Origin of the sequence: Sphingobium xenophagum NBRC 107872 (genome assembly GCF_000367345.1) — a bacterium.
In the GTDB taxonomy this organism is placed as follows: domain Bacteria; phylum Pseudomonadota; class Alphaproteobacteria; order Sphingomonadales; family Sphingomonadaceae; genus Sphingobium; species Sphingobium xenophagum.
The window spans coordinates 152,257-176,847 of the sequence record NZ_BARE01000007.1 but is presented as its reverse complement, the minus strand read 5'-3'; the positions used below and the strand labels follow the sequence as shown (position 1 = coordinate 176,847).

Below are 24,591 nucleotides of genomic sequence, written 5' to 3'. Positions count from 1 at the left end.
AAAGTCTTGCTGCCCCTCCCGCCTGCGGGAGGGGATTTTGTTCAAATCAATAACTCCGCCCGACCAGCACGCGCTCGACCGCCTTCTCGCCGGTGAATATGCATGTCCCGTCCGCGGGGTCGGCATCATTGGGCACATTGCGCAGCGTCAGCTTCTCGCCCTTGAGCCACTGCACCACCTTCTCCAGCGCCTCGCCGGTCGGCTTGGCCCATTGAACCAGCGCCCAGCCGGGCTTGGCGCTGGCGGCGAAATAGGCCTTGAGCGCTTCAATGTCGGTGATCGACCGGTCGATGCTGCCATCCAGCCTGGACTTGGCATCCGCGAACAAGGACGCCTGAATTTCGGTCAGCATGGCGGTGGCGCCGGCGACGAAATCGTCCCTGGCCACAATCTGGCTGTCGAGCTTGCCGTCGGCGCGATAAAGCCGGTCGCGCCGGATCACCGACACATTACCGCCCGCCACGTCGCGGCCACCGACTTCGATCACGATGGGCGCGCCCTTCTTGACCCAGCCCCAGCGCTTGGTCGCTGCCTTGGCCGCGCGACGGTCAAGCAGCGCGCGCACGGGTTCGCGGAATACGTCCAGCGCATTGAGCTGACTGACCAGATCGGCGCAATAATCGACGATCGCGGCATCCTCGTCCGTGTCGCGCAGCATCGGCACCACGACGACCTGATAGGGCGCAACGCGCGGCGGCACGCGCAGTCCGTCATCGTCACCATGGACCATGATCAGCCCGCCGATCATCCGGGTGGACATGCCCCAGCTGGTCGTCTGCGCCAGTTCCTGCTGCCCTTCGGCATTCTGGAACTTGATATTCTGCGCCTGGCTGAAGGTGGTGCCCAGGAAGTGCGAGGTGCCGGCCTGCAACGCCTTGCCGTCCTGCATGATCGCTTCGATCGAATATGTCGCGACCGCGCCGGGGAAGCGTTCATTCTCCGGCTTTTCGCCCGCCACGACGGGCATGGCGACGCAGTCTTCCGCAAAGCTGCGATAGACTTCCAGCATCTTCATCGTCTCTTCCATCGCCTCTTCGACGGTGGCGTGGGCGGTATGGCCTTCCTGCCAGAGAAATTCCGTGGTGCGCAGGAACATGCGGGTGCGCATTTCCCAGCGGACGACATTGGCCCACTGGTTGATCAAGACGGGCAGGTCACGCCAGGATTGGACCCAACGGCTGAACGCCGCGCCGATCACCGTTTCCGACGTCGGGCGCACGACCAGCGGCTCCTCCAGCTTGGCTTGCGGATCGGGAACCAGCTTGCCGTCCTTCTGGATCAGCCGGTGATGGGTGACGACCGCCATTTCCTTGGCGAAGCCGTCGACATGCTCGGCTTCCTTTCCGAAATAGCTCAAGGGGATGAACAGCGGGAAATAGCAGTTCTCATGGCCCGTCGCCTTGATCTGCGCGTCAAGCAATGTCTGGATGCGTTCCCAGATGCCATAGCCCCATGGCCGGATGACCATGCAGCCGCGCACGCCGCTTTCTTCGGCAAGGTCCGCTTCGGTAATGACGGCCTGATACCAGGCGGAGAAATCCTGTTCGCGGGTGACGGAAAGGGCGTGTTTCACAGAGATGGCTTGCCTGCTGTAGGGAATGGATCGGCGCGCAATAGGCCATGCGCGCTATTCCCGTCCAGCCCCGACGCGCATAGATGTTCAGCCGATGGTCACGCCCAGTTTTTCGAGCCATGCGCGGGCTTGCTTGGGCTCGCCCGGCGCATCCGATGCCACCGGGCCGCGGGCGGCAAGAAAGGACTGGTGCAGCGCAAATGGCTCCAGCCCCAACTGATCGCGCAGGGCGTCGATGTCGGCGGCAAGTTCATCCAGCGCCGCGATGACAGGCGCAGTTCTGGCGCGGGCCTGTCGGTCAGGCTTATGGTCGAACAGGCCCCAAACCCCGCCAGCGGCCGTTTGAAGCGCTGCGATCAACGCGGCTTCATAGTCGGCTTCCAGCTCGGCCCGCCTTACGTCCAGCCGTTCGAGCCGGTCAGCCTTCGCCATGGGGTATCAGCCCAGCTTGTCGATCTTCGCGTTGAGCGCGGCGAGTTGCGCCTTCAACTCGGCGATCTCGTCATCCTTGTCGGCTTCCGCGGGCGTCGTGCCCGGAACGCCCGGAACACCCGGCATCAGCCCGCCTGCCCCCTTGAAGGCGCTGGTCGCGGCCTCGAACATCTGCATGTTGCGCTTGGCGATCTCGGCCAGCGGACCGCCGCCGAACGCACCCTGCATCGCTTCCTGAAACTGCAACTGGTTCTTGCGGAAGGCATCCATCGACGCTTCGAGATATTGCGGCACCATCGACTGCATCGAATCGCCATACATGGAGATCAACTGGCGCAGGAAGTTGACGGGAAGCATATTTTCGCCGCGCTGTTCTTCTTCCATGATGATCTGCGTCAGGACATTGTGCGTGATGTCCTCGCCGCTCTTGGCATCGACGACCACGAACTCGCGGCCCTCGCGCGTCATTTGCGACAGGAGATCAAGGGTGATGTAACTGGAGGTTTCGGTGTTATAAAGCCGCCGGTTAGCGTATTTCTTGATAACGACCGGCTCTGATTCATTAGCCGCTTTAGATTTGGCCATGGACACCTCTCCCGCACCTGCACAATCCTTATTAGCACAGGGCGTTGCCGCACCGCAACATGGCCCGAGGCCTTTACCCCTTTTTCTCAACATTTTATGGCGCGAAACAGAGGGCGATCCCGAACTGCGCAAGCGCGCGTTCGTCGGTTTGCGCCGCTATCAGCAGGCAAAGCGCCCCGCCCCGCCGACTGCCCCGGCCAGCATGGTGCAGGTCGGCAGTGCCCGGTTGCTGCGTTATGGCGTTGAAAATGGCCGCGCTCCGGTGGTTTTCGTGCCCTCGCTCATCAATCCTCCGCAAGTGCTGGACCTGTCGGAACGCCGATCTTTGCTGCGCCATATGGCCGCAGCAGGACATGATGCATGGCTGGTCGACTGGGGCGCTCCGTTGGCCGACGACAGGGCGATGGGGCTTGAAGGGCATGTCATCGACCGGCTCTTGCCGCTGATCGCGGCGCTGCCGCGACCGCCCATCATCGTGGGCTATTGCCTGGGAGGAACGCTGGCGATGGGTGCGGCGATGCTGCGCCCTGTTCAGGCAGTCGCAACCATTGCCTCGCCCTGGCGTTTCGATGGCTTTGCCGATGCCGACCGGCAGGAGATCAATGCTTTGTGGCGCGGCGCGAAACCGATGTGCGATCGACTGGGCTATGTTCCGATGGAGGTGCTGCAATCGGGCTTCTGGGCGATGGACCCGGCGCGCACGATCCGCAAATTCGCCGTCTTTGCCGATGCCGCGCCGGGTTCCGACGGGGAGCGGGCGTTCATGGCGGTGGAGGATTGGGCCAATGGTGGCCCCCCCCTGACCTTTGCTGCGGGGCGCGACCTGTTCGACGATCTCTATGCCGGTAACGCCAGCGGACAAGGACGCTGGACCGTTGGCGGACAGACGGTCGATCCGCAGGCGCTGACCTGCCCCACCTTGTCGATCCGTTCCACGACCGACCGGATCGTCCCCGCCGCCGCCTCGGCCGAATTGGCTACAGACTGGCAATTGAAACTGGGGCATGTCGGCATGGTCGTGGGTGGGCAGGCGCGCGAAACTCTGTGGCTTCCCCTGTCCCAATGGCTTTCCAGCCATGGCGGATGATGCTATGTGCGCCTGCGAAAAGAGACCCCAATAATAGAGGATCGAGCCTTTGTCAGATATCGTCATTACCGCCGCCAAGCGCACGGCCGTCGGCAGCTTCATGGGCGCGTTCGGATCGACTCCGGCGCATGAACTGGGCCGTCAGGCAATCATCGCCGCGCTGGCGCAGGCCGGGGTCGCGCCCGACGAAGTGGACGAAGTGATATTGGGCCAGGTGCTGAGCGCCGGTCAGGGGCAGAATCCGGCGCGTCAGGCCGCCGTCAATGCCGGCATCCCGGTCGAGCGCACGGCGATTGGCATCAACCAGCTCTGCGGATCGGGCCTGCGCGCCGTCGCACTGGCGGCGCAGGCGATCCGTGCGGGCGATGCCAGCATCATGGTGGCCGGCGGGCAGGAAAGCATGTCGCTGGCCCCCCATGCGCAATATCTGCGCGCGGGCAGCAAGATGGGCAATGTCAGCCTGGTCGACACGATGATCCATGACGGCCTGACCGACGCCTTCAACAATTATCATATGGGCATCACCGCGGAAAATCTGGCCGAGAAATATCAGATTAGCCGTGAAGCGCAGGACGCTTTCGCGGTGGCCAGCCAGAACAAGGCCGAAGCCGCGCGCGCAGCGGGGCGCTTTGCCGACGAGATCGTGCCTGTCACGATCAAGGGTCGCAAGGGCGACACGATTGTCGATCAGGACGAGTATATCCGCGCTGGCGCGACCATCGAAGCGATGGAAAAGCTGAAGCCTGCATTCAAGAAGGACGGCAGCGTCACTGCCGCCAACGCCAGCGGCCTGAATGACGGTGCCGCCGCGCTGGTGCTGATGACCGCCGATGCCGCCGCCAAGCGCGGCGCGACGATCCTGGGCCGGATCGCGGGTTTTGCGACCTGCGGCGTCGACCCCTCGATCATGGGCATCGGCCCCGCCCCTGCCAGCCGCAAGGCGCTGGAAAAGGCGGGCTGGGCGCTGGCCGATGTCGACCTGATCGAAGCCAATGAAGCCTTTGCGGCGCAGGCGCTGTCGGTCGGGCAGGAACTGGGCTGGGATGCGTCCAAGGTGAACGTCAACGGCGGCGCGATCGCCATCGGCCATCCGATCGGTGCGTCGGGCGCCCGGGTGCTGACCACCCTGTTGTATGAAATGGCCAAGCGCGACGCGAAGAAGGGTCTCGCGACGCTGTGCATCGGCGGCGGCATGGGCGTGGCGATGTGCATCGAACGCTGATCGCCTGAGACATTGAAAAAGGCCGTCGCTCCAGCAAAGGGAGCGGCGGCCTTTTTCGTGTCAGGCTTTGCGCGGCGCGTTGCGGCAGCGGTCGGAACAATAGACGACATTGTCCCAGTCCCGAGCCCACTTCTTGCGCCAGGCAAAGGGGCGCTGGCAGACCGGGCAGGTCTTGGTCGGCAGATCGCGCTTCGCTACGCCGCGTGGCATCGGCAATCCCCGGCTGTTTCAGGCGTCGAGCGGGCGGTCCTTCGTTTCCGGCAGCGCGACGAGACAGGTGATAAGCGCCAGCGCCACGACAGCCAATGTGTACCAAAGCCCGGCATAGGGATCACCCGTGCGCGCCACGATATATTGGCTGACGAGCGGCAGGAAACCGCCGAAATAGCCAGTCCCGATATGATAGGGGATCGACAGCGACGAATAGCGGATGCGCGCCGGAAAATATTCCGACAAGAGCGCCGCGACCGGCCCATAGGTCGCACCTGATAGCGTCCAGAGCAGCAGCAGTGCGCCGAACAGCATCATCGCGCGCGGCCAGTCCGGGGTTACGGCGCCGCTGGGGTAGCCCCCTGCTTTCAACGCCGCATCGAGGCCGTCGCTACTAAGGTCCGTGACCTGCAAATCGCCGATCTGCACCGCAGGCGCGGGCGCGGCCAGCTTGTCATAGGGGATGCCGCGCTTGGAAAAATGGTCGAGCAATTTGCCGCAGGCGGTCGGCTGTACCTTGGCGAAGGGATCGAACACGCAATCCGGGCCGCGCACCACGACAGGCGAGCGCGCGCCTGCCTCCACCAGCGCGGGGTTCGCGGTCGCGCCCAGGAATTGATAGAGCGGCATCAACAGCAGCAACACCAGCGCATAGCCGATGACGATCGGCTTCTTGCGCCCCACCCGGTCGGACAGATGGCCGAAATAGACGAAGGCCGCCATGCCCGCAAAGGCGCTGCCCCCCACCAGCAATTGCGCGATGCCGGGGGAGACATGCAGGCCATTTTGCAGGAAATAGAGCGCCTGGAACATCACCGTATAGGCAATGACGGTGAAGCCAGCCGCGATGCCGATCATCGCGACCAGCATCCGCTTTCGGTTGCCCGGATAGGTGAAAGCCTCCTTGATCGGGTTTTTCGATTGGGCGCCTGCCTTCTTCATGGCCGTAAATACCGGGCTTTCGCGCAGCATCAGCCGCATCCACAGTGATATGCCGAGCAGGGCGAGCGAGAAGATGAAGGGCAATCGCCAGCCCCAGTCCGCCCAGATGTCCGGCCCGACGATTGCCTGCGTACCGACCACGACGATCAGCGACAGGATGAAGCCGCCGATCACTCCCGCCTGAATGAAGCTGGTGTAAAAGCCGCGTCGGCCGGGCGGCGCATGTTCAGCGACATAGATGGCCGCCCCGCCATATTCGCCGCCAAGCGCCAGTCCCTGGGCGATACGCAGCACTATCAGGATGATGGGCGCGGCGATGCCGATGCTGGCGGCTGACGGCGTCAGGCCGACCCCGGCGGTCGCGACGCCCATCAGGATGATCGTGGCAAGGAACGTATATTTGCGACCAAGCCTGTCACCCAGATAGCCGAACAATGCCGCGCCGATCGGACGGAAGGCGAAGCCGATCGCAAAGCCCGCCAGCGTATAGAGCAGTTCGACGGTGGGATTGTCGGTGGGAAAGAAGGTGCGCCCGATGATCGGCGCAAGGACGCCATAGATGTAGAAATCATACCATTCGAACACGGTGCCGAGCGCCGAGGCGGTGATGACCAGCCGGTCGCGCCTGACGTCCATCACATAGTCGCTGCCGACCGCTCCGTTCATCCCCTGCCCCCTTAACTTCGCACTTTTCCCGGCAATCGTGATATTCAATTACCCGATCCGGCAACTAAATTTCCAACATCGCGCGACGCGACCGTCTGCATCGACCCTGCGCAACACAGGGCCGATATGGCATGAAGCAGGGGCAATAGGACAGGCAAAAACCTGTGTCAGCGTCGCAGTTGCAGCGTCACCAGCAGGACATGGTCGACATCGTCTGCGCGACCGCGATTTTTGACATATTGATTGAGATAGCCGACCTCCATCGTCGACTTGCCCGCCAGCGGCAGTTCCAGCCCGGCAAAGCTGCGCAGCCGGTCAAAGCCATCGCGCGCGCCCCAATCGGTATCGTTAAGGGCAACGAATCCTTCCGCATAGGCCAGCGCCGACACGCCCCCCGACCTCTCCGTCAACGGCACTGCCAGCCGGATCATCTGCCGCAGCCTCCACCCCATATCGTCGCCACTCGACACCCAGCGCTGTTCCAGCCGCGTGCGGGAAGAGAGCGGCCCGCGCGCAACCTTGCCAAGCGACCAGTTGATCTGCTGAAAGCTGCGATGCTCGCGCGTTTCGCCGCCACCCGATTGCGGCGTGCGGACATAGGCATAGCCCTGAAAGACGGTCAGACGATCGGACAATTTGACGCCGATAGCCGGGCGCAGCAGCATCTGGTCCAGCCCGCCCATATCCCTGCCAAAGCGGGACTGGATCTCGGCGAAATAAACGATGTCACCCAAAATTGGCTCCTGCGCGATAGCCTGGAGCCAGGCTTGCTCATCCTCGGCGGCGTGGGCCGGGAACACAGCCATGGCAGTGCAGAGGGCGAAAAGGCCGAAGATCGTCTGTCGCAGGCTGCTCATCCGGCGGCTGCTAGGCGAAGGATCGGGGCCGGGGCAAGGCGCGACAGCCCAGCGAAACATAAAATAACAAAGGGCGATCATGGTCTTTGCAAGCCCGGTGCCAAAATCCTGCCCCCGCAACGGCAGAGGAATCGCATATGAGCTTTCGCCATCCCTACAACGTCATCCTGAACTTGTTTCAGGATCCATCGCGCCCCAAAAAGCTGCTGCTCGTGACGAGAAATGGATGCTGAAACAAGTTCAGCATGACGAGGAAAATGAGGCGCGTTTTATCTGCGATAGCCCTACCCCGCGGGGAACGAGGAACCTTGCTCAACACGCCAATTCCGGTTTGCAAACTATGACAAAGGGCCGCCCCACTTGAGCGGAGCGGCCCTCTATTGCAGCAATACGGCGTGCGCCTATTCCATTTCGAGGATGATGGCATCGACGGCCAGGCTGTCGCCCTGCGCCGCCGACACGCTCTTGACCACGCCCGCTTTCTGCGCGCGCAGGATATTTTCCATCTTCATCGCCTCGATCACGGCCAGCGGCTGCCCTGCCTCGACCTTGTCGCCTTCGCCGACATGCAGTGCGACCAGCAGGCCGGGCATCGGGCAGATCAGGTAACGCGAGAGATCCGGCGGGATCTTCTCGATCATGTGCGCAGCATAGCGTGCAGCATGGGCGGGCAGGATGCGCAGCTTGTGGCTGGCCCCGTGGCATGTCAGCACGAAGCCGGAGCGGACGGGCGCAATGCGGACGGCCAGTTGCTCGTCGCCAAACTCCGCCTCGATCAGGCGATCGCCCGGCGTATATTCCAGCGCCATGTCGATGCTGACGCCATCCACGGTCACTTCGTCGCCGTCAATTTCGACGTCATGGGTCGCGTCGCCGATCTTGACCTGCCAGCCGGTCGGGGGGCTGAGGCGCTTGCCCAGCTGGCCGTCGATCCGACGCGCCCGGTCGGCCTGCGCCATCGCCGCGAAGGCACCGATGGCGGACAGGCGCACCAGCAGTTCGGGCGAGGCGGGCGCGCCCTGGAACCCGTCAGGATATTCCTCCGCAATGAAGCCGGTGGTGATGTTGCCCGACCGGAACCGTTCATGCTGCATCAGCGCGGACACGAAATCGATATTATGCCCCGGCCCCTCAATCTCGAACTTGTCGAGCGCCTCGATCTGCTTGTCGATCGCTTCCAGGCGCGTGGGCGCCCAGGTGATCAGCTTGGCGATCATCGGATCGTAGAACATGGAGACCTCGCCCCCCTCCTCCACGCCGTCATCGACGCGGATCAGCGCGCCGCTTTCATCCGCGCCGGTTTCGGGCGGATTGTAGCGGATCAGGCGACCCGTGGACGGCAGGAAGCCACGATAGGGATCTTCGGCATAGACGCGGTTTTCGACCGCCCAGCCGTTGATCTTCACATCGTCCTGCGTGAAGGCCAGCTTCTCGCCATTGGCGACGCGGATCATCTGTTCGACCAGATCGACGCCGGTGATTTCCTCCGTCACCGGATGCTCGACCTGAAGCCGGGTGTTCATTTCCAGGAAGTAGAAACCGTCCCCGGTCTTGTCCTCGCCCGACACGATCAGTTCGACCGTGCCTGCGCTGAAATAGCCGACTGCGCGGGCCAGAGCGACGCACTGCTCGCCCATCTTGCGGCGCATTTCGGGGCTGACGAAGGGCGACGGCGCTTCCTCGACCACCTTCTGGTGGCGGCGCTGGATCGAACATTCGCGTTCGTTCAAATAAACGATGTTGCCATGCTGGTCGCCCAGCACCTGAATTTCGATATGGCGCGGGCTTTCGATGAACTTTTCGATGAACACGCGATCGTCGCCGAAGCTGGCAAGCCCTTCGCGCTTGGTCGCTTCAAAGCCTTCGCGAACATCCTGTTCGGAATAAGCGAGGCGCATCCCCTTGCCGCCGCCGCCAGCCGACGCCTTCATCATCACCGGATAGCCGATCTCATTGGAGATTTTGACGGCATGTTCGGTATCGTCGATGACGCCGACGAAGCCGGGCACGACATTGACGCCCGCTTCCAGCGCCAGCTTCTTGGACTCGATCTTGTCGCCCATCGCCGCGATGGCATTGGCGGGCGGGCCAACGAAGATGATGCCCTCCGCGTCCAGCGCGTTGCGGAAGCTTTCGCGTTCGGACAGGAAGCCGTAGCCGGGATGGACCGCGTCGGCGCCCGTCTGCTTGCAGGCCGCGATGATCTTGTCGGCGATCAGATAGGATTGGGCGGCGGGCGACGGGCCGATATGTACGGCCTCGTCCGCCATCAGCACATGCGGCGCGCGCGCGTCGGCATCGGAATAGACCGCGACGGTCTTGATGCCCATTTTCTTGGCCGTACGCATAACACGACACGCAATTTCGCCACGGTTCGCGATCAGGATCTTGGTGATTGCCATTCTATTTCCTGTCCCAGTCCTTGCTCTAAACTCCGTTCGGTTCGAGCGTGTCGAGAACCGCTTCCCGACCTCGCTCGAACCGAACGGATGATTTCAGTCTCCGTGCATGAACATGCCCAGATCGACCATCATCCAAAAAACCGCTGCCAGAACTGCGATGGCGACCGCCAAGCATCCCAAATAGCGGATCACGCCTATTCAGCCGCCTCCAGCTCAACCTTTACCTCGGCCTGCATCGGCACGACGCCCAGCTTCGCGAACAGCGCCGCATCAGCGTTGTCGCCCGCATTGGCGGTGGTCAGCAGCTTGTCGCCAGTGAAGATGCTGTTGGCACCCGCCATGAAGCAGAGCGCCTGACATGCATCCGACATGCTCTCGCGCCCCGCCGACAGGCGCACCATGCTTTCCGGCATCACGATCCGCGCGACGGCAACCGTCCGCACAAACTCGATCTCGTCGATCTTGGCGAGCGGGGTGTCGGCCAGCATATTGCCCAGCACGGTGCCCTTGACCGGCACCAGCGCGTTGATCGGTACGCTCTGCGGGTGAACCGGCAGCACGGCCAGGGCGTGGAGGAAGCCGACGCGGTCCTCGCGCGTCTCGCCCATGCCCACGATCCCGCCGGAACAGACGTTGATCCCCGAATTGCGCACATTTTCGAGCGTTTCGAGCCGGTCGTCGAAGGTCCGGGTGGTAATCACCTTCTCATAATGTTCGGGTGAGGTGTCGATATTATGGTTATAATAATCGAGGCCAGCGTCGGCCAGCACCTTGGCCTGGCTTTCGCTCAGCATGCCCAGCGTCATGCAGGTTTCCATGCCCATCTGGCGCACGCCCTTCACCATCTCGACGATGGCGGGCATGTCCCGCTCCTTGGGGTTGCGCCACGCCGCGCCCATGCAGAAGCGGGAACTGCCCGCATCCTTCGCCTGCGCCGCGGCCTGCATGACCGCCTGCACGCTCATCAGCTTCTCGGCCTTGAGGCCGCTCTCCGCCGACGCCGACTGGTTGCAATAGCCGCAATCTTCCGGGCAGCCGCCGGTCTTGATCGACAGCAGGGTGGAAAGCTGCACTTCGTTGCGCGGGAAATTCGCGCGATGGACCGACTGCGCCTCGAACATCAGGTCGTTAAAGGGCAGATCGAACAGCGCGGCGATTTCGGCGCGGGTCCAGTCGGTGCGGGCGGTGGTCATGACGTTCATTTCCCACCTCCGTTCGGGCTGAGCGAAGTCGAAGCCATCTGCTGAGCGGAGCGAAGCGATTTGCCTTCGACAAGCTCAGGCATGCCCTTCGAAAGGCTCAGGGCGAACGGATCTATTGTCATCATTACGCGGCGTCCTCCAGCCCGGCAGGGGGCATGTTGTGGCCGAGGAGGCGCAGCACGTCGGCGGCGCATTCCACGACATTGGAGCCCGGTCCATAAATGCCCTGGACGCCCGCGTCACGGAGGAAGTCATAATCCTGCGGCGGGATGACCCCGCCGGCGATCACCTTGATGTCGTTGCGGCCCGCTTCGCGCAGCTTGGCGATGAGGTCCGGGATCAACGTCTTGTGGCCCGCCGCCAGCGAGGATGCGCCGACGACATCGACGCCGCTGTCGAGCGCCAGCACCACCGTTTCGTCGGGCGTCTGGAACAATGGTCCCGACACGACGTCGAAGCCCATGTCGCCAAATGCGGACGCGATGACGTTGGCGCCCCGGTCATGTCCATCCTGCCCCATCTTGGCTATGAGGAGTTTGGGTTTGCGACCGAGGCGCCGCTCGACGGCCTGCACGCCGTCGAGTACCTGTTGCCAGCGGCTGTCGCCTTCATAAGGCGCACTGTAGACGCCCTTCACCGGCGTCGGCTGGGTTCCATAACGATCGAAGCTTTCTTCCATCGCCGAAGAGATTTCGCCCAGCGTCGCGCGGGCGCGGGCGGCCTCCACGGCGAGGGCGAGGAGGTTGTTGTCAAGGCTGGATGGCCTGGCCGCGCCATCGCGCAACGCCTGCAACGCGGCCTCGCATTTGGCGCTGTCGCGTTCCGCTTTCACCCGGTTGATCCGGGCGATCTGCCCTTCGCGCACCTTGGCATTGTCGACTTCCAGCGTTTCGAGCAGATCCTCGTTCGCCAGCCGATATTTGTTGACGCCCACGATCACGTCGTCGCCGCGATCGACCCGCGCCTGGCGCGCTGCCGCTGCGGTTTCGATCATCGCCTTGGGCCAGCCAGCCGCAACGGCCTTCGCCATGCCGCCTTCGGCCTGCACCTTTTCGATGATCGCCCAGGCTTCGTCGACAAGTTGCTGGGTCAGCGCCTCGACATAGTAGGAGCCGCCCAGCGGATCGACCACCTTGGTCATGCCGGTTTCTTCCTGGATCACGATCTGCGTGTTGCGCGCGATCCGGGCGGAAAAATCGGTGGGCAGCGCGATGGCTTCGTCCAGCGCGTTGGTGTGGAGCGACTGCGTGCCCCCCAGCATCGCGGCCATCGCTTCGATCGTGGTGCGCATGACGTTGTTGTAGGGGTCTTGCTCGGTCAGCGAGACGCCCGACGTCTGGCAATGGGTGCGCAGCATCTTGGAGCGCTCGTCCTTCGCGCCCAGCTGCGTCATGGCGCGATGCCACAGCACGCGCGCGGCGCGCAGCTTCGCGATCTCCATGAAGAAGTTCATGCCGATGGCGAAGAAGAAGCTCAGGCGACCGGCAAACTTGTCGATGTCGAGACCCGACGCGACGCCATATTTCACATATTCCATGCCGTCGGCGATGGTGAAGGCCAGTTCCTGCACCTGCGTCGCGCCGGCTTCCTGCATATGATAGCCGGAAATGGAGATGCTGTTGAACTTGGGCATCTCGCGGCTGGTATAGCCGAAAATGTCGCTGATGATCCGCATCGACGGTTCGGGCGGGTAGATATAGGTGTTGCGGACCATGAACTCCTTGAGGATGTCGTTCTGAATGGTCCCGTCGAGCAATTTGCGCTCGACGCCCTGCTCCTCGCCCGCAACGATGAAGAAAGCCAGGATCGGGATGACCGCGCCGTTCATGGTCATGCTGACCGACATCTTGTCGAGCGGAATGCCGTCGAACAGGATCTTCATATCCTCGATCGTGTCGATCGCCACACCCGCCTTGCCGACGTCGCCCGTGACGCGCGGATGGTCGCTGTCATAGCCGCGATGGGTGGCCAGGTCGAAGGCGACCGACAGCCCCTTCTGCCCGGCGGCCAGATTGCGGCGGTAGAAGGCGTTGGATTCCTCCGCCGTCGAAAAGCCCGCATATTGGCGGATGGTCCAGGGGCGGCCCGCATACATGCTGGCCTTCACGCCACGGGTGAAGGGCGCAAAGCCGGGCAGGCCGGGATCGGCGGTCACATCGTCGGCGGTATAGAGCGGCTTGACGGCGATCCCTTCCGGGGTCTGCCAGGTCAAATCCTTGCCCTTCACTTCCTTCGCGGCAGCGGCGGCCCATTGGTCCAGTGTCGGCTTGTCGGTCATCTTCTACCCTTACTCTACCCCTCTCCCGCAAGCGGGAGAGGCAACGAGACTTAGGTCCGCACAGCGGGCCTTAGTCGCAGTGGTGAGGGCCTTGCGCGTCGCTGGCCCTCACCATATCAATGCGCTTCTTTCGGCGTCTCCATGATCTCGGTCAGAACGCCGTTCATATCCTTGGGATGCACGAAGAAGATCAGCGTGCCATGCGCCCCGATGCGCGGTTCGCCCAGCACCCGCGCACCCTTCGCCTCGAACCAGGCCTTCGCTTCGAGAATGTCGGGCACTTCGTAGCACATATGATGCTGCCCCCCGGCCGGGTTCTTGGCGATGAAGGCGGTGATCGGCGAGCTTTCATCGAACGGCTCGATCAACTCGATCTGCGTCCCCGCCGTCCCATTTTCGCCCGGCGTATCGACAAAACACACCTTCACCCCCTGCGCAGGCAGGTCGAACGGTTCATGGATCTTAGTCGCGCCCATCACATCGCGATAATAAGCGATGCTCTTTTCCAGGCTGGGCGTGGCGACGCCGATATGGTTGAGACGGCCGAGTTTCATGTCTTACAATCCTCAACTTCGTCATCCCCGCGAAGGCGGGTATCCATCTCCGGCCCGCGCGCCTGACGATGGGGTGGGAGATGGGTTCCCGCCTGCGCGGGAATGACGGTGTCAGTTAAAGCGGAATATTGTCATGCTTCTTCCACGGATTTTCCAGCGCCTTGTTGCGCAGTTTCCGCAGGCCCAGCGCGATCCGCTTGCGGGTCGAGTGTGGCTGGATCACCTCGTCGATGAAGCCCTTTGATGCGGCCACGAACGGGTTGGCGAAGCGCGCTTCATATTCCGCGGTGCGCTCGGCGATCTCGTCCGCTGTCTTGCCGCGGAAGATGATCTCGACCGCGCCCTTGGCCCCCATCACCGCGATTTCGGCGGTCGGCCAGGCATAGTTCAGGTCGCCGCGCAGATGCTTGGACGCCATGACGTCGTAAGCGCCGCCATAGGCCTTGCGGGTGATGATGGTGATCTTGGGCACCGTCGCTTCGGCATAGGCAAACAGCAGTTTGGCGCCATGCTTGATGATGCCATTATGTTCCTGCGCCGTGCCCGGCAGGAAGCCTGGCACGTCCACCAAAGTCACGATCGGAATGTCGAACGCATCGCAGAAGCGCACGAAGCGCCCCGCCTTCTTCGACGAATTGATGTCCAGCACGCCCGCCAGCACGAAGGGCTGGTTGGCGACGATGCCGATCGTGCGTCCTTCGACACGACCAAAGCCGCAGATGATATTGCCTGCGTGCGCCGGTTGCACTTCGAAGAAGTCGCCTTCATCCACGATCTTGCGGATGAGTTCGTGCATGTCATAGGGCTGATTCGCATTGGCGGGGATCAGCGTGTCGAGGCTCGGTTCGATCCGGTCCCACGGGTCCGCGCTCGGACGCTCCGGCACCGGCTCCTTGTTCGACGCGGGCAGGAAGTCCACGAAATCGCGCACCGCCAGCAGCGCTTCGAGGTCATTTTCAAACGCCACGTCCGCAACGCCCGACTTGGTCGTGTGCGTCACCGCGCCGCCCAGTTCTTCCTGCGTCACGACCTCGTTCGTCACCGTCTTGACCACGTCGGGGCCGGTTACGAACATGAAGCTTGAATCCTTCACCATGAAGATGAAGTCGGTCATGGCAGGCGAATAGACCGCCCCGCCCGCGCATGGCCCCATGATGACGCTGATCTGCGGCACCACGCCCGACGCCAGCACATTGCGCTGGAAAATCTCCGCATAGCCCGCCAGCGACGCCACGCCTTCCTGAATCCGCGCACCGCCGCTGTCATTGAGGCCAATGACCGGCGCGCCGACCTTCAGCGCCATGTCCATGATCTTGCAGATCTTCATCGCGTGCCGTTCGGACACCGCGCCGCCGTAAACCGTGAAATCCTGGCTGAACAGGAACACCAGACGGCCATTGATGGTGCCAGACCCGGTGACCACGCCGTCGCCGGGGATATGCGCCTCATTCATGCCGAAATCGGTGCAATTATGTTCGACATACATGTCGAGCTCTTCAAAGCTGCCTTCGTCCAGCAACACCTCAATCCGCTCGCGCGCCGTCAGCTTGCCCTTGCCATGCTGCGCGTCGATGCGGCGCTGGCCGCCGCCCATGCGCGCGCCTTCGCGCTTGGCTTCAAGCTGTTCGATAATGGCGAGCTTCGACATAGGCATATCTCTCCGGTCAGGGTGCGGACCTGTTGTGACGCCCTTTTCCCGCGATTGCGATTTTTCGCAAATGTAAATTTGCTAATTTGCAAATCACGACTTCGCAAATTAGGGATGGGCAAATCCAGTCTATGGGTTTGTGCAGGGGGTGTATAGTGGCACGCGGCAACCGTATCTTTGCAGGACCAAGGCTGCGCCAGTTGCGCCTTGACCACCGCATGGACCAGGCGACGATGGCGCAGGCGTTGGGCATATCCGTGTCCTATCTGTCCCAGATGGAAAATGACGATCGCCCACTGACCGCCAAGGTCAAGGCGGCGCTCGCCAATGCCTTCCCGACCGACTGGGCGAGTTTCGATGCGCGCGAGGATGAGCAGATGCTGGGCGCGTTCACCTTCGCGCTCAGCCATCCCGAACTGCCCGGCGTCGCGCTGGAGCCGGAGCGGATCGAGAAACTGCACCTGCAATTTCCTGAATTCGCAGCGCGTTACCTCGATCTCTACAACGCCCATATCCGCGCCAATGAACGCATCAACATGATCGAGGAGGCGATCGCGAACGACAGCACGGTGCAGGCGCGCCTGCCATGGGAGGCGGCGCGCGACTGGTTTCATGAGGCGGGCAATTATGTCCACTCTCTCGACTGTCTGGCCGAGGATATGGCCGCCAGCTTTACCGCCGGGCAGGCGCTGGACGAGGGCATGCTGGTCGAAGCGCTGGCTCGGCGGCACGGTATCGAAACGCTGATCGCCGATACGCCCGACAGCGCGCTGCGATCCTATAGCGCGCCGGACCGACGCCTGTTCATCAACGCGGCGCTGCCGACCGAGAGCCGCAAATTCATGCTCGCGCACCAGTTGATGATGCTGGAGGGGCAGGCCGTCATCGCCGATGTCGTGGCCAAGGCCGCGCTGCCGGTGGCCGGGGCTGATCGGTTGCTGGCGATCGGCCTTGGCAATTATGCCGCTGGCGCGCTGCTGTTGCCCTATGCGCCGTTTCGGGAGGCGGCGCGGGTGATGCGCCACGACATCGACCGTCTAGCCCGCACCTTTGGCGTGAGTTTCGAGCAGGCGTGCCACCGCCTGTCCACGCTGCAACGCCCCGGCCTTCGCGGCATCCCCTTCTTTTTCTGCCGCGTCGACATGGCCGGCAACATCACCAAGCGCCACAGCGCCACCCGGCTGCAATTCGCCCGTTTCGGCGGCGCCTGTCCGTTGTGGAACGTGCATGAAGCCGTCGCCATCCCCGACCGGATCAACGTGCAACTGGGCGAAACGCCTGATGGCGTGCGCTATGTGTCGATGGCGAAGGGACTGGTAAAGCCATCGGGCAGCTACAGCCGCACGCCGCGCCGCTTTGCCGTGGTGCTGGGGTGCGAGACCGCCCATGCCGCGAATTTCGTCTATGCCGACGGACTGCGACTGGAGGATGAGGGCGCGGCGACGCCCATCGGCATCACCTGCCGTCTCTGTTCGCGCCAGAGTTGCGACCAGCGCGCCTTTCCGCCCGCCGACCGGCCGATCCATGTCGACCCGGACAATCGCCAGATCGTCCCCTATTGGATCGGGTGAAGCCAGCCTGCGGAAAGCGGCCCTGTCGATCGTCTGGGCAAGGCATTAGAGAGGCATGATGACCCAAGGCGCACTGATCGACCCGGCGACCAACGCCATTCAGACCATGATGGCGAGCCAGGGCTATGCGCGCCTGTCGGGGGCCGAAACCCTCGCGCAACTGGGCGTCGATGCGGCCGAATGGCATGCGTTTGCCGACAGCTGGAACGATCTGGGGCCGGATCTCTATATGGCAGATGGCGGGCGCTACCGCCGCCGTCGCCACGCGACCTTCCGCTACGCAGCGGGCGATTTCATCCGCCAGCCGCACCAGCCCCATTATCAGAGCCGGGACTATAATCCGCTCAATGGCGATGTGCAGCGCTGGTTCGATCCGGTCGAACAGGCCACGATCGACAATCCGGTCTGCCGCGCTATCTTCGCCTTCTGCGCGGCGCAGTTTCCGATGAACGGCACCGCCCATGTCGAAATGCACCAGTTCCGTATCGAGGCACGGCCCGGCGAAGTCGGCCGCCCCACGCCCGAAGGATTGCATCGCGACGGGGTGGATCATGTCTTGGTGATGCTGGTCGAACGGCGCAACGTGCGGGAAGGCGTGACCCGGATCGGCGCGCCAGACGGCACGCCGCTGGGCGAGTTCATGCTGGCCGATGCGGGCGACGCCATGCTGATCGACGACCGGCGGATATTGCATGGCGTTACGGAAATCCATGCGGTCGATGACAGCCAACCGGCCTGGCGTGACGCGCTGGTGGTGACGTTCGTCCAGGCCTGAATGTTCCCGCATAGGCGGGAACGCTCCTGTTTCATTTCAGCAGCACCAGTTCTTCCGCCATGCTGGGGTGCAGCGCGACCGTGTCGTCAAAATCCTGCTTGGTCAGCCCGGCCTTCACCGCAATGGCGGCGGCCTGCAAGATTTCCGGCGCGTCGGGACCGATCATGTGCAGCCCCACCACCCGCTCGGTCGTGGCGTCCACGATCATCTTGTAGAGCGCCCGCTCGTCGCGCCCGGCCAGCACATATTTCATCGGGCGGAAGTCGGACGTATAGACCTTCACCGTTCCCAGCTTGTTCTTCGCCTGCGCTTCGGTCATGCCGACACCGGCCAGCGGGGGGTGACTGAACACGGCGGATGGCACGCAGTCATAATCGACCGTGCGCGGATTGCCGCCAAAGACCGTGTCGGCAAAGGCATGCCCCTCGCGGATCGCCACCGGCGTCAGTTGCAGACGGTCGGTCACGTCGCCCACGGCATAGATGCTCTCGCAGCTGGTCCGGCTATAGTCGTCGACCTTGATCGCGCCCTTGTCGTCCAGTTCGACGCCAGCACTGTCCAGCCCCAGCCCGTCGACATTGGGCTTTCGCCCGGTCGCGAACAGGACGACATCGGCGGATACCGGATCGCCATCCTTGAAGTGGACGCACAGCGCACCGTCATCCGTCTTTTCGATCCGTTCCATATGCGCGTTGAAACGGAAATTGATGCCCTTCGTCATCGAAATCTGAAGCAGCCGGTCGCGTATCTGTTCGTCATAGCCGCGCAGCAGGGTGGAGGAGCGATTGACGATCGTCACATGGCTGCCGAACTGGTGAAAGATGCCGGCAAATTCATTGGCGATATAGCCAGCGCCGACGATGACGATCCGCTTTGGGCATTGGTCGAGATGAAACACCTCGTTCGAGGTGATGCCATGTTCCGCGCCTTCGATGTCGGGCATGACTGGCCAGGCGCCAGTCGCGACCAATATATATTTCGCCGTCACTTCGCGCCCGCTGGCCAGCTTCACGCTGTGCGGGCCGGTCACGACCGCACGTTCGGGGATCATCTCCACCTTGTGGCTGTTGAGCGTATTCCGGTAGAGCCCCTCCAGCCGGTCGACTTCGCCCAGCACATTGTCGCGCAGCGTCGTCCATTCAAAGCCGCAGTCGGGGACGTTCCAGCCAAAGCGGCGCGCATCCTTCAGATCCTCGGCGAAATGCGCGCCATAGATTAGCAGCTTCTTGGGCACGCAGCCGCGAATGACGCAGGTGCCGCCGACGCGAAACTCCTCGGCCACCGCGACCTTCGCCCCATGCGCTGCGGCGACACGCGACGCGCGCACGCCGCCCGATCCTGCACCGATGACGAAAAGGTCGAAATCAAACTCGCTCATGCCTGGCCTCCGATTGGGTGCGGGGGATATGGCGGTTGAGGGCGGGAGTTACAAACGGGAATCTTGTTGCTGGTAGCCAAACCACCTCCGTTCGCTTCGAGCGTGTCGAGAAGCGTGCAGCGCCGCTTCCGCGTTTCTCGACTTCGCTCGAAACGAACGGAGGTGGTTTACTCCGCCCCCAGCGCAATCTCGATCAGCGCCATGGTCGACGGATCAAAACCTGTGGCCCCGTCCGCCTCGATCGATTTGGCGATTTCCTTGCCCAGTTCGACGCCGAACTGGTCGAACGGGTTGATGCCCATCAGCACCGCATTGGCAAAGGTGCGATGCTCATAAAAGGCGATCAGCGCGCCCAGCGCATGCGGCGTCACATCGTCCATCAGGATGGTGGTGGACGGTCGGTTGCCGGGATAGGCGCGTGCCGGGTCGGCGGCATTATCCTTGCCGCGCATCAGCGCCGCCCCCTGCGCGAAGCAGTTGACCAGCAATGCGCGGTGATGCGCCGGGTCGAGCGCATGGCCCGGCTCGATCGCGGCGATGAATTCGACCGGCGTGATGATCGTGCCCTGATGCAACAGCTGGAACACGGCATGTTGCGCGTCCGTCCCTACCCCGCCCCAGGTGATCGGCGCGGTCGGGCCGTCCACCGGCGATCCGTCCAGCTTTACCGCCTTGCCATTGCTCTCCATCTCCAGCTGCTGGAGATAGGATGGCAGCAGCGCCAGCCGCTCGTCATAGGCGAACACGGCGCGGGTCTGGCACCCCAACACCCGCGTATAATATTGGTCGGCAAAGGCCGCGATCAGCGGGATATTCTGCGCCGGATCGGACAGGCGGAAATGGCGGTCCATTTCGGCCGCCCCCTCCAGCAGGCTTTCAAACGCATCCCAGCCAAGCGCCAGCGCGGCGGGAAAGCCGATCGAGGACCAGAGTGAATAGCGCCCGCCCACGGATTCGGCGAAGGGCAGGATGCGGGTTTCATCGACGCCCCATTCCATCGCCCGTTCGGGCGCGGCGGTCAGCGCGACGACGCGGCCATAGGGGTCTTCCACGCCGCCTTCGATCATCCAGTTGATCGCGCTGGCGGCGTTCAGCATGGTTTCGCTGGTGGTGAAGGTCTTGGAGGCGATCGCGATCAGCGTCGCATGCGGATCGAACCCCTCGATCGCGCGCTCCAGCGCGGTGCCGTCGACATTGGACACGATCGCCACGTCATACCGCACGCCGTCGCCGTCCAGCGCATCGACGATCAGGTCGGGGCCAAGCGCGGACCCGCCAATGCCGATATGCAGGATGTGGCGGATGTCGCCCAGCGCGCCCGCCTCGATCGCATCGACCAGCGCGCGCATGCGGTTATGCAGCGCCTTGGCGCTGGCGACGCTGTCGGGATGGCCCTCGCCCCGTTCGGCGGGATGCTCGGCCGCCCGGCCTTCGGTATTGTTCACCGCCTCTCCGGCAAACAGCGCATCGCGCCGCCGGGCAAAACCCTGATCGTCCGCCAGCGCCAGAAATCCGGCGACAAGGTCATCGGTCAGATGGGTCTTGGACCAGTCGAAGCGGATCGGCCCCAGTTGATGCACCAGTTTGGACAAGCGGTCGGGATCGGTCGTGAAAATCGACTTGAGGTCGGCTTGCGGCAGGGCGGCGATGGCCGCCAGTGCAGGAGTCGGCATGAAAATATCCTCTTCGATGAAACCGAAACCGGCGCTGCACATGCCGATTCCCGGCCTTCTTTAGCCAATGTTTCGACCAATTGCATAGGTCAGGACGCGCTTGACGTGTCAGGCCGCAAGCCTCAAAAGCCCCAACGGCCGCTTTATCGGCTGTTTCACAGGGATTGAACGACCACCCATGACTGCAAAATCGGAAACGCGGGACTTTCTCTGGTTCCTCGCCAAGCTGGGCCTGTTCGTCTTTGTCCTGCGCAGTTTCATTATCTCGCCGTTCAATATCCCGTCGGAATCCATGCAGCCGCGCCTGCTGATCGGCGATTATCTGCTGGTCGCCAAATGGCCCTATGGCTATTCGCGCTATTCGCTGCCCTTCAGCATCCCGCTGATCCCCGGCCGCATCTTCCCGTCCACCCCGCATCGCGGCGACGTGGTGGTGTTCAAGGCACCGCCAAACCAGAAGAATGACTATATCAAGCGGGTAATCGGCCTGCCCGGCGACATGATCGCCGTGCGTGGTGGCACCGTTTACCTCAACGGCGCTGCCATCCCCAAACAGAAGGTCGCCGACCTCGTCATTCCCGTCACCCCCAACATGACGCAGGCCGCAGCCAAAGAGGGCGCGGAATCCCCCTGCTATCGCCCCGATTTCGAGGAAGCCGCCCCCGGCGGTGGCAAGCAGTGCCGCTATCCGCAATATCGCGAGACGCTGCCGGCGACCAAGGATACGCCGGCGAAAAGCTATAATGTGCTGGACCTGGTGCCGGACGGTGCGGCGGATGATCGCGACACGGTGCTGGTGCCGCAGGGCCATTTGTTCATGATGGGCGACAATCGCGACCGCAGCGCCGACAGCCGCTTCCCGGCGGTGGAAGGCGGCGGCATCGGGCTGGTCCCTGAAGAAAATCTGGTCGGCAAAGCCATGATTTCGGTATTTTCGACCGATGGCAGCGCCAACTGGCTGCTGCCCTGGACTTGGGTGTCGGCTGCGCGGTGGAACCGCATCGGGGAAGGTTTTTGAACCATAAGGCGCCCCAACCTGACACGGCGGGCTGGCTGGCGGCGCTGATCGGGCGCCCCCCGCGCGACCCTGCGCGGTTCAGCCAGGCGCTCACCCATGGCAGCGCCAACCCGGTCAATTATGAGCGGCTGGAATTTCTGGGCGACCGGGTCTTGGGGCTGCTGGTATCCGAATGGGTGTTTGATCGCTTTGCCGGTGAACCGGAAGGCAAATTGTCGCGCCGCTTCAACGCGCTGGTGTCGGGCGAAACCTGCGCCGAGGTGGCGCGCGACGCGGGCGTGCCGGCTCATCTGATACTGGGCAAGCAGGCGCGCGACGATGGCGCGGCCAATAGCGACAATGTGCTTGGCGACGTGATGGAGGCGCTGATCGGCGCGCTCTATCTGGAGGCGGGGCTGGACGAAGCCCGCACGCTGGTGCGCCGCCTCTGGGCCGACCGCGTCGATACCCAGACCGCCGCGCCGCGCCACCCCAAATCCGCGCTTCAGGAATGGGCCGCCGCCAACAAGCGCAAGCCGCCCGAATATGAGATCAAGGACCGATCCGGCCCGCAACATGCCCTGCGCTTCGTCGTCTCGGTGACGATCAAGGGCGCAGGCGAGGCAAGCGCGACCGGCGGATCGAAGCAGGAGGCCGAAACAGCGGCGGCAGCGGCTTTGCTGGAGAAGCTGACGGGCTAAACCGAATTTATATGTTATGATGTGCTCCTGCGAAGGCAGGAGTCCAGGGCGCACTGGCGCGTGCTAACGCCCTGGGCTCCTGCCTTCGCAGGAGCACGGCTTGTTTAGGGCGAACGGAGTATATTTTGGAAGTTTCAGAAACCAATCAGCGCTGCGGCGTCATTGCCATTGTCGGCGCGCCCAATGCGGGCAAGTCCACGCTGGTCAACGCGCTGGTGGGGCAGAAGGTGGCGATCACCAGCGCCAAGGCGCAGACGACGCGCACCCGTGTCATGGGCGTCGCGATCGAGGGCGATGCGCAGCTGGTGCTGGTGGACACGCCCGGCATTTTCGCGCCCAGGCGGCGGCTGGACCGCGCCATGGTTCAGGCGGCCTGGGGCGGCGCGCAGGGCGCGGATCTGATCGCGATGGTGGTGGACGGCAAGGCGGGGCGTGGCCCGAAGCTTGAACCCATCATCGAAGCGCTCAAGCATCGCACCGAACGCAAATGGCTGATCCTCAACAAGGTGGACATCGCCATCAAGGAAAAGCTGCTGACCCATACGCAGGTGCTGAACGACACGCTGGGTTTCGACGAAATCTTCTTCGTATCCGCCGCAACCGGCGATGGCCTGCCCGAACTCAAGGCCGCCTTTGCCGCCGCCATGCCGCAAGGACCATGGCATTTCCCCGAAGATCAGGTGTCGGACGCCACCGACCGGATGCTGGCGGCGGAAATCACCCGCGAGCAGCTCTATCACCAGCTCCATGCCGAACTGCCCTATGCCGCCGCTGTCGATACCGAACAATATAAGGAACGGCAGGACGGATCGGTCGAAATCCACCAGCAAATCCTGGTCGCACGCCCGACGCAGCGCGCCATCGTGCTGGGCAAGGGCGGGCAGCGGTTGAAGGAAATCGGGTCAAAGGCGCGCGAGGAACTGGCCAGGCTGCTGGGGGTGAAGGTACACCTCTATCTGCACGTCAAGGTCAAGGAAGACTGGGAAAATGACCGCGGCATATATCGCGACATCGGGCTGGACTGGGTCGAGTAGCCGCTGAAATCCATTATTTACTATCCTGTGCTACCCAAAGGCGATGCGGGGCATGCACAGGATCCTGGCGGGCATAAGCTTTTCGGTCAGCACGACCATGGCCGCGATGGTCGTCGCCTCGCGCTTTCCGGGCATGGAAATCCCCTTTCCCTACTGGATTTTCGGCTTCTGCACGCCGCTATGCATTTCCACGCCCGTCTGTATCATCATGAACAGGCAGGCGGAGCAGAAGCGCCGTCTCAATGACAAGCTGCGGGCGGCGCTGGTGGAATTGCAGCAACTGGCGGAAGTGGACCAGATGACCGGCCTGCTCAACCGGGCGACCTTTCTGCGCCGCCTGCAGGAGGAGCAGGACCGCCAGCCCGGCACCTGCCTGCTGATCGATGTCGATCATTTCAAGGCGATCAATGACGGCTATGGCCATGCCATGGGCGATCGCGTGCTCAAGGCAATCGCCGACAGCCTGCGCGCCACCATTCGCAGCGATGATCTGTGCGGGCGGTTGGGTGGCGAGGAATTCGCCATCTATCTGCGCAACATGCCATCGACCCAGGCGACCGCCATGGCGGAGCGCGTCCGCCAGGCGATCGAAATGCTGGACATAGCAGCGGCGGACGGCACCCATATTCGCCCGACGATCAGCGTCGGCGCTGCACATGCGGATGGCAGCGCCAGTGCCGGTCCCAGCGCCAGTGCCAGTGCCGGTGCCGGTGCGAGTGCCGATCAACTGCTCCAGCGCGCGGACATGGCCATGTACGCCGCAAAGGCGAATGGCCGCAATCAGGTCAGGCTCGCGGCCTGACC

General features: G+C 63.1%; 21 protein-coding genes. 8 read left to right on the top strand and 13 right to left on the bottom strand.

Annotated features, from left to right (window positions below):
- Positions 1-46: 46 nt before the first annotated feature.
- The 3 genes from proS to phaR form a co-directional block, all read right to left on the bottom strand.
- The gene (gene proS, locus SX1_RS04595; protein WP_019052118.1) at positions 47-1,573 is read right to left on the bottom strand and encodes a proline--tRNA ligase; all 1,527 of its coding nucleotides are present in this window, start codon (positions 1,571-1,573) and stop codon (positions 47-49) included.
- An 87-nt stretch (positions 1,574-1,660) separates the two neighbouring features.
- The gene (locus SX1_RS04590) at positions 1,661-2,005 is read right to left on the bottom strand and encodes a hypothetical protein (protein ID WP_019052117.1); all 345 of its coding nucleotides are present in this window, start codon (positions 2,003-2,005) and stop codon (positions 1,661-1,663) included.
- 6 nt (positions 2,006-2,011) lie between these two features.
- Positions 2,012-2,590: a polyhydroxyalkanoate synthesis repressor PhaR gene (phaR, locus tag SX1_RS04585; RefSeq protein WP_017184428.1), complete on the bottom strand. Its 579-nt coding sequence runs from the start codon at positions 2,588-2,590 to the stop codon at positions 2,012-2,014.
- On the opposite strand from phaR, the gene SX1_RS04580 reads away from it, so the two are divergent.
- Complete coding sequence (locus SX1_RS04580; protein WP_255209699.1) at positions 2,589-3,677, top strand: polyhydroxyalkanoate synthase family protein; 1,089 nt, start codon at positions 2,589-2,591, stop codon at positions 3,675-3,677. The two genes, phaR and SX1_RS04580, sit on opposite strands and share 2 nt — an antisense overlap.
- Before the next feature lie 49 nt (positions 3,678-3,726).
- The gene (locus SX1_RS04575; RefSeq protein WP_019052115.1) at positions 3,727-4,899 is read left to right on the top strand and encodes an acetyl-CoA C-acetyltransferase; all 1,173 of its coding nucleotides are present in this window, start codon (positions 3,727-3,729) and stop codon (positions 4,897-4,899) included.
- A gap of 60 nt (positions 4,900-4,959) precedes the next feature.
- Here SX1_RS04575 and SX1_RS23710 read toward each other — a convergent pair whose 3' ends face one another.
- From SX1_RS23710 to SX1_RS04520, 8 genes are all read right to left on the bottom strand, one after another.
- A complete protein-coding gene (locus SX1_RS23710) occupies positions 4,960-5,109 on the bottom strand; it encodes a DUF2256 domain-containing protein (RefSeq protein WP_019052114.1) in 150 nt (49 codons plus the stop codon).
- An 18-nt stretch (positions 5,110-5,127) separates the two neighbouring features.
- The gene (locus SX1_RS04565; RefSeq protein WP_019052113.1) at positions 5,128-6,717 is read right to left on the bottom strand and encodes an MFS transporter; all 1,590 of its coding nucleotides are present in this window, start codon (positions 6,715-6,717) and stop codon (positions 5,128-5,130) included.
- A gap of 167 nt (positions 6,718-6,884) precedes the next feature.
- Positions 6,885-7,574: a DUF2490 domain-containing protein gene (locus SX1_RS04560; RefSeq protein ID WP_019052112.1), complete on the bottom strand. Its 690-nt coding sequence runs from the start codon at positions 7,572-7,574 to the stop codon at positions 6,885-6,887.
- 401 nt (positions 7,575-7,975) lie between these two features.
- Positions 7,976-9,976 carry an acetyl-CoA carboxylase biotin carboxylase subunit gene (locus SX1_RS04550; RefSeq protein WP_019052111.1) on the bottom strand — a complete coding sequence of 667 codons (2,001 nt, stop codon included), beginning with the start codon at positions 9,974-9,976 and terminating at the stop codon, positions 7,976-7,978.
- A gap of 194 nt (positions 9,977-10,170) precedes the next feature.
- A complete protein-coding gene (gene bioB / locus SX1_RS04540; RefSeq protein ID WP_019052110.1) occupies positions 10,171-11,178 on the bottom strand; it encodes a biotin synthase BioB in 1,008 nt (335 codons plus the stop codon).
- A gap of 124 nt (positions 11,179-11,302) precedes the next feature.
- Positions 11,303-13,456, bottom strand: coding sequence for a methylmalonyl-CoA mutase (scpA, locus tag SX1_RS04530; protein WP_019052108.1), 2,154 nt, complete (start codon positions 13,454-13,456; stop codon positions 11,303-11,305).
- 116 nt (positions 13,457-13,572) lie between these two features.
- Entirely contained in the window at positions 13,573-14,010 is a 438-nt protein-coding gene (gene mce, locus SX1_RS04525; RefSeq protein ID WP_019052107.1) for a methylmalonyl-CoA epimerase, read from the bottom strand.
- A 115-nt stretch (positions 14,011-14,125) separates the two neighbouring features.
- Positions 14,126-15,658, bottom strand: coding sequence for an acyl-CoA carboxylase subunit beta (locus tag SX1_RS04520; protein WP_019052106.1), 1,533 nt, complete (start codon positions 15,656-15,658; stop codon positions 14,126-14,128).
- Positions 15,659-15,813: 155 nt separating this feature from the next.
- On the opposite strand from SX1_RS04520, the gene SX1_RS04515 reads away from it, so the two are divergent.
- On the top strand, positions 15,814-17,229 hold the full coding sequence (locus SX1_RS04515; protein ID WP_026149508.1) for a helix-turn-helix domain-containing protein: 1,416 nt from the start codon (positions 15,814-15,816) through the stop codon (positions 17,227-17,229).
- Positions 17,230-17,287: 58 nt separating this feature from the next.
- The gene (locus SX1_RS04510; RefSeq protein WP_370670730.1) at positions 17,288-18,004 is read left to right on the top strand and encodes a 2OG-Fe dioxygenase family protein; all 717 of its coding nucleotides are present in this window, start codon (positions 17,288-17,290) and stop codon (positions 18,002-18,004) included.
- Positions 18,005-18,035: 31 nt separating this feature from the next.
- Here the strand turns inward: SX1_RS04510 and gor are convergent, their stop codons facing one another.
- Together gor and pgi are read right to left on the bottom strand one after the other, a co-directional pair.
- Positions 18,036-19,382, bottom strand: a complete 1,347-nt coding sequence (gene gor / locus SX1_RS04505; protein ID WP_019052104.1) for a glutathione-disulfide reductase — start codon at positions 19,380-19,382, stop codon at positions 18,036-18,038.
- A 167-nt stretch (positions 19,383-19,549) separates the two neighbouring features.
- On the bottom strand, positions 19,550-21,055 hold the full coding sequence (gene pgi, locus SX1_RS04500; RefSeq protein WP_026149507.1) for a glucose-6-phosphate isomerase: 1,506 nt from the start codon (positions 21,053-21,055) through the stop codon (positions 19,550-19,552).
- A gap of 178 nt (positions 21,056-21,233) precedes the next feature.
- On the opposite strand from pgi, the gene lepB reads away from it, so the two are divergent.
- From lepB to SX1_RS04480, 4 genes are all read left to right on the top strand, one after another.
- Complete coding sequence (lepB, locus tag SX1_RS04495) at positions 21,234-22,073, top strand: signal peptidase I (RefSeq protein ID WP_017184443.1); 840 nt, start codon at positions 21,234-21,236, stop codon at positions 22,071-22,073.
- The gene (gene rnc / locus SX1_RS04490; RefSeq protein WP_019052102.1) at positions 22,070-22,753 is read left to right on the top strand and encodes a ribonuclease III; all 684 of its coding nucleotides are present in this window, start codon (positions 22,070-22,072) and stop codon (positions 22,751-22,753) included. The genes lepB and rnc overlap by 4 nt, the downstream gene beginning before the upstream one ends.
- A 125-nt stretch (positions 22,754-22,878) precedes the next feature.
- Positions 22,879-23,787, top strand: coding sequence for a GTPase Era (gene era, locus SX1_RS04485; RefSeq protein WP_019052101.1), 909 nt, complete (start codon positions 22,879-22,881; stop codon positions 23,785-23,787).
- A gap of 52 nt (positions 23,788-23,839) precedes the next feature.
- The gene (locus tag SX1_RS04480) at positions 23,840-24,589 is read left to right on the top strand and encodes a GGDEF domain-containing protein (RefSeq protein WP_157410107.1); all 750 of its coding nucleotides are present in this window, start codon (positions 23,840-23,842) and stop codon (positions 24,587-24,589) included.
- The last annotated feature ends 2 nt before the right edge of the window (positions 24,590-24,591 follow it).

Bases quoted from the DNA above. Each gene is read 5' to 3' on its own strand.
- SX1_RS04590 (WP_019052117.1), bottom strand. From the start codon at position 2,005: ATGGCGAAGGCTGACCGGCTCGAACGGCTGGACGTAAGGCGGGCCGAG.
- SX1_RS04580 (WP_255209699.1), top strand. From the start codon at position 2,589: ATGGACACCTCTCCCGCACCTGCACAATCCTTATTAGCACAGGGCGTT.
- phaR (WP_017184428.1), bottom strand. From the start codon at position 2,590: ATGGCCAAATCTAAAGCGGCTAATGAATCAGAGCCGGTCGTTATCAAG.
- SX1_RS23710 (WP_019052114.1), bottom strand. From the start codon at position 5,109: ATGCCACGCGGCGTAGCGAAGCGCGATCTGCCGACCAAGACCTGCCCG.
- SX1_RS04565 (WP_019052113.1), bottom strand. From the start codon at position 6,717: ATGAACGGAGCGGTCGGCAGCGACTATGTGATGGACGTCAGGCGCGAC.
- SX1_RS04560 (WP_019052112.1), bottom strand. From the start codon at position 7,574: ATGAGCAGCCTGCGACAGACGATCTTCGGCCTTTTCGCCCTCTGCACT.
- SX1_RS04550 (WP_019052111.1), bottom strand. From the start codon at position 9,976: ATGGCAATCACCAAGATCCTGATCGCGAACCGTGGCGAAATTGCGTGT.
- bioB (WP_019052110.1), bottom strand. From the start codon at position 11,178: ATGAACGTCATGACCACCGCCCGCACCGACTGGACCCGCGCCGAAATC.
- scpA (WP_019052108.1), bottom strand. From the start codon at position 13,456: ATGACCGACAAGCCGACACTGGACCAATGGGCCGCCGCTGCCGCGAAG.
- mce (WP_019052107.1), bottom strand. From the start codon at position 14,010: ATGAAACTCGGCCGTCTCAACCATATCGGCGTCGCCACGCCCAGCCTG.
- SX1_RS04520 (WP_019052106.1), bottom strand. From the start codon at position 15,658: ATGTCGAAGCTCGCCATTATCGAACAGCTTGAAGCCAAGCGCGAAGGC.
- SX1_RS04510 (WP_370670730.1), top strand. From the start codon at position 17,288: ATGACCCAAGGCGCACTGATCGACCCGGCGACCAACGCCATTCAGACC.
- gor (WP_019052104.1), bottom strand. From the start codon at position 19,382: ATGAGCGAGTTTGATTTCGACCTTTTCGTCATCGGTGCAGGATCGGGC.
- pgi (WP_026149507.1), bottom strand. From the start codon at position 21,055: ATGCCGACTCCTGCACTGGCGGCCATCGCCGCCCTGCCGCAAGCCGAC.
- lepB (WP_017184443.1), top strand. From the start codon at position 21,234: ATGACTGCAAAATCGGAAACGCGGGACTTTCTCTGGTTCCTCGCCAAG.
- SX1_RS04480 (WP_157410107.1), top strand. From the start codon at position 23,840: ATGCACAGGATCCTGGCGGGCATAAGCTTTTCGGTCAGCACGACCATG.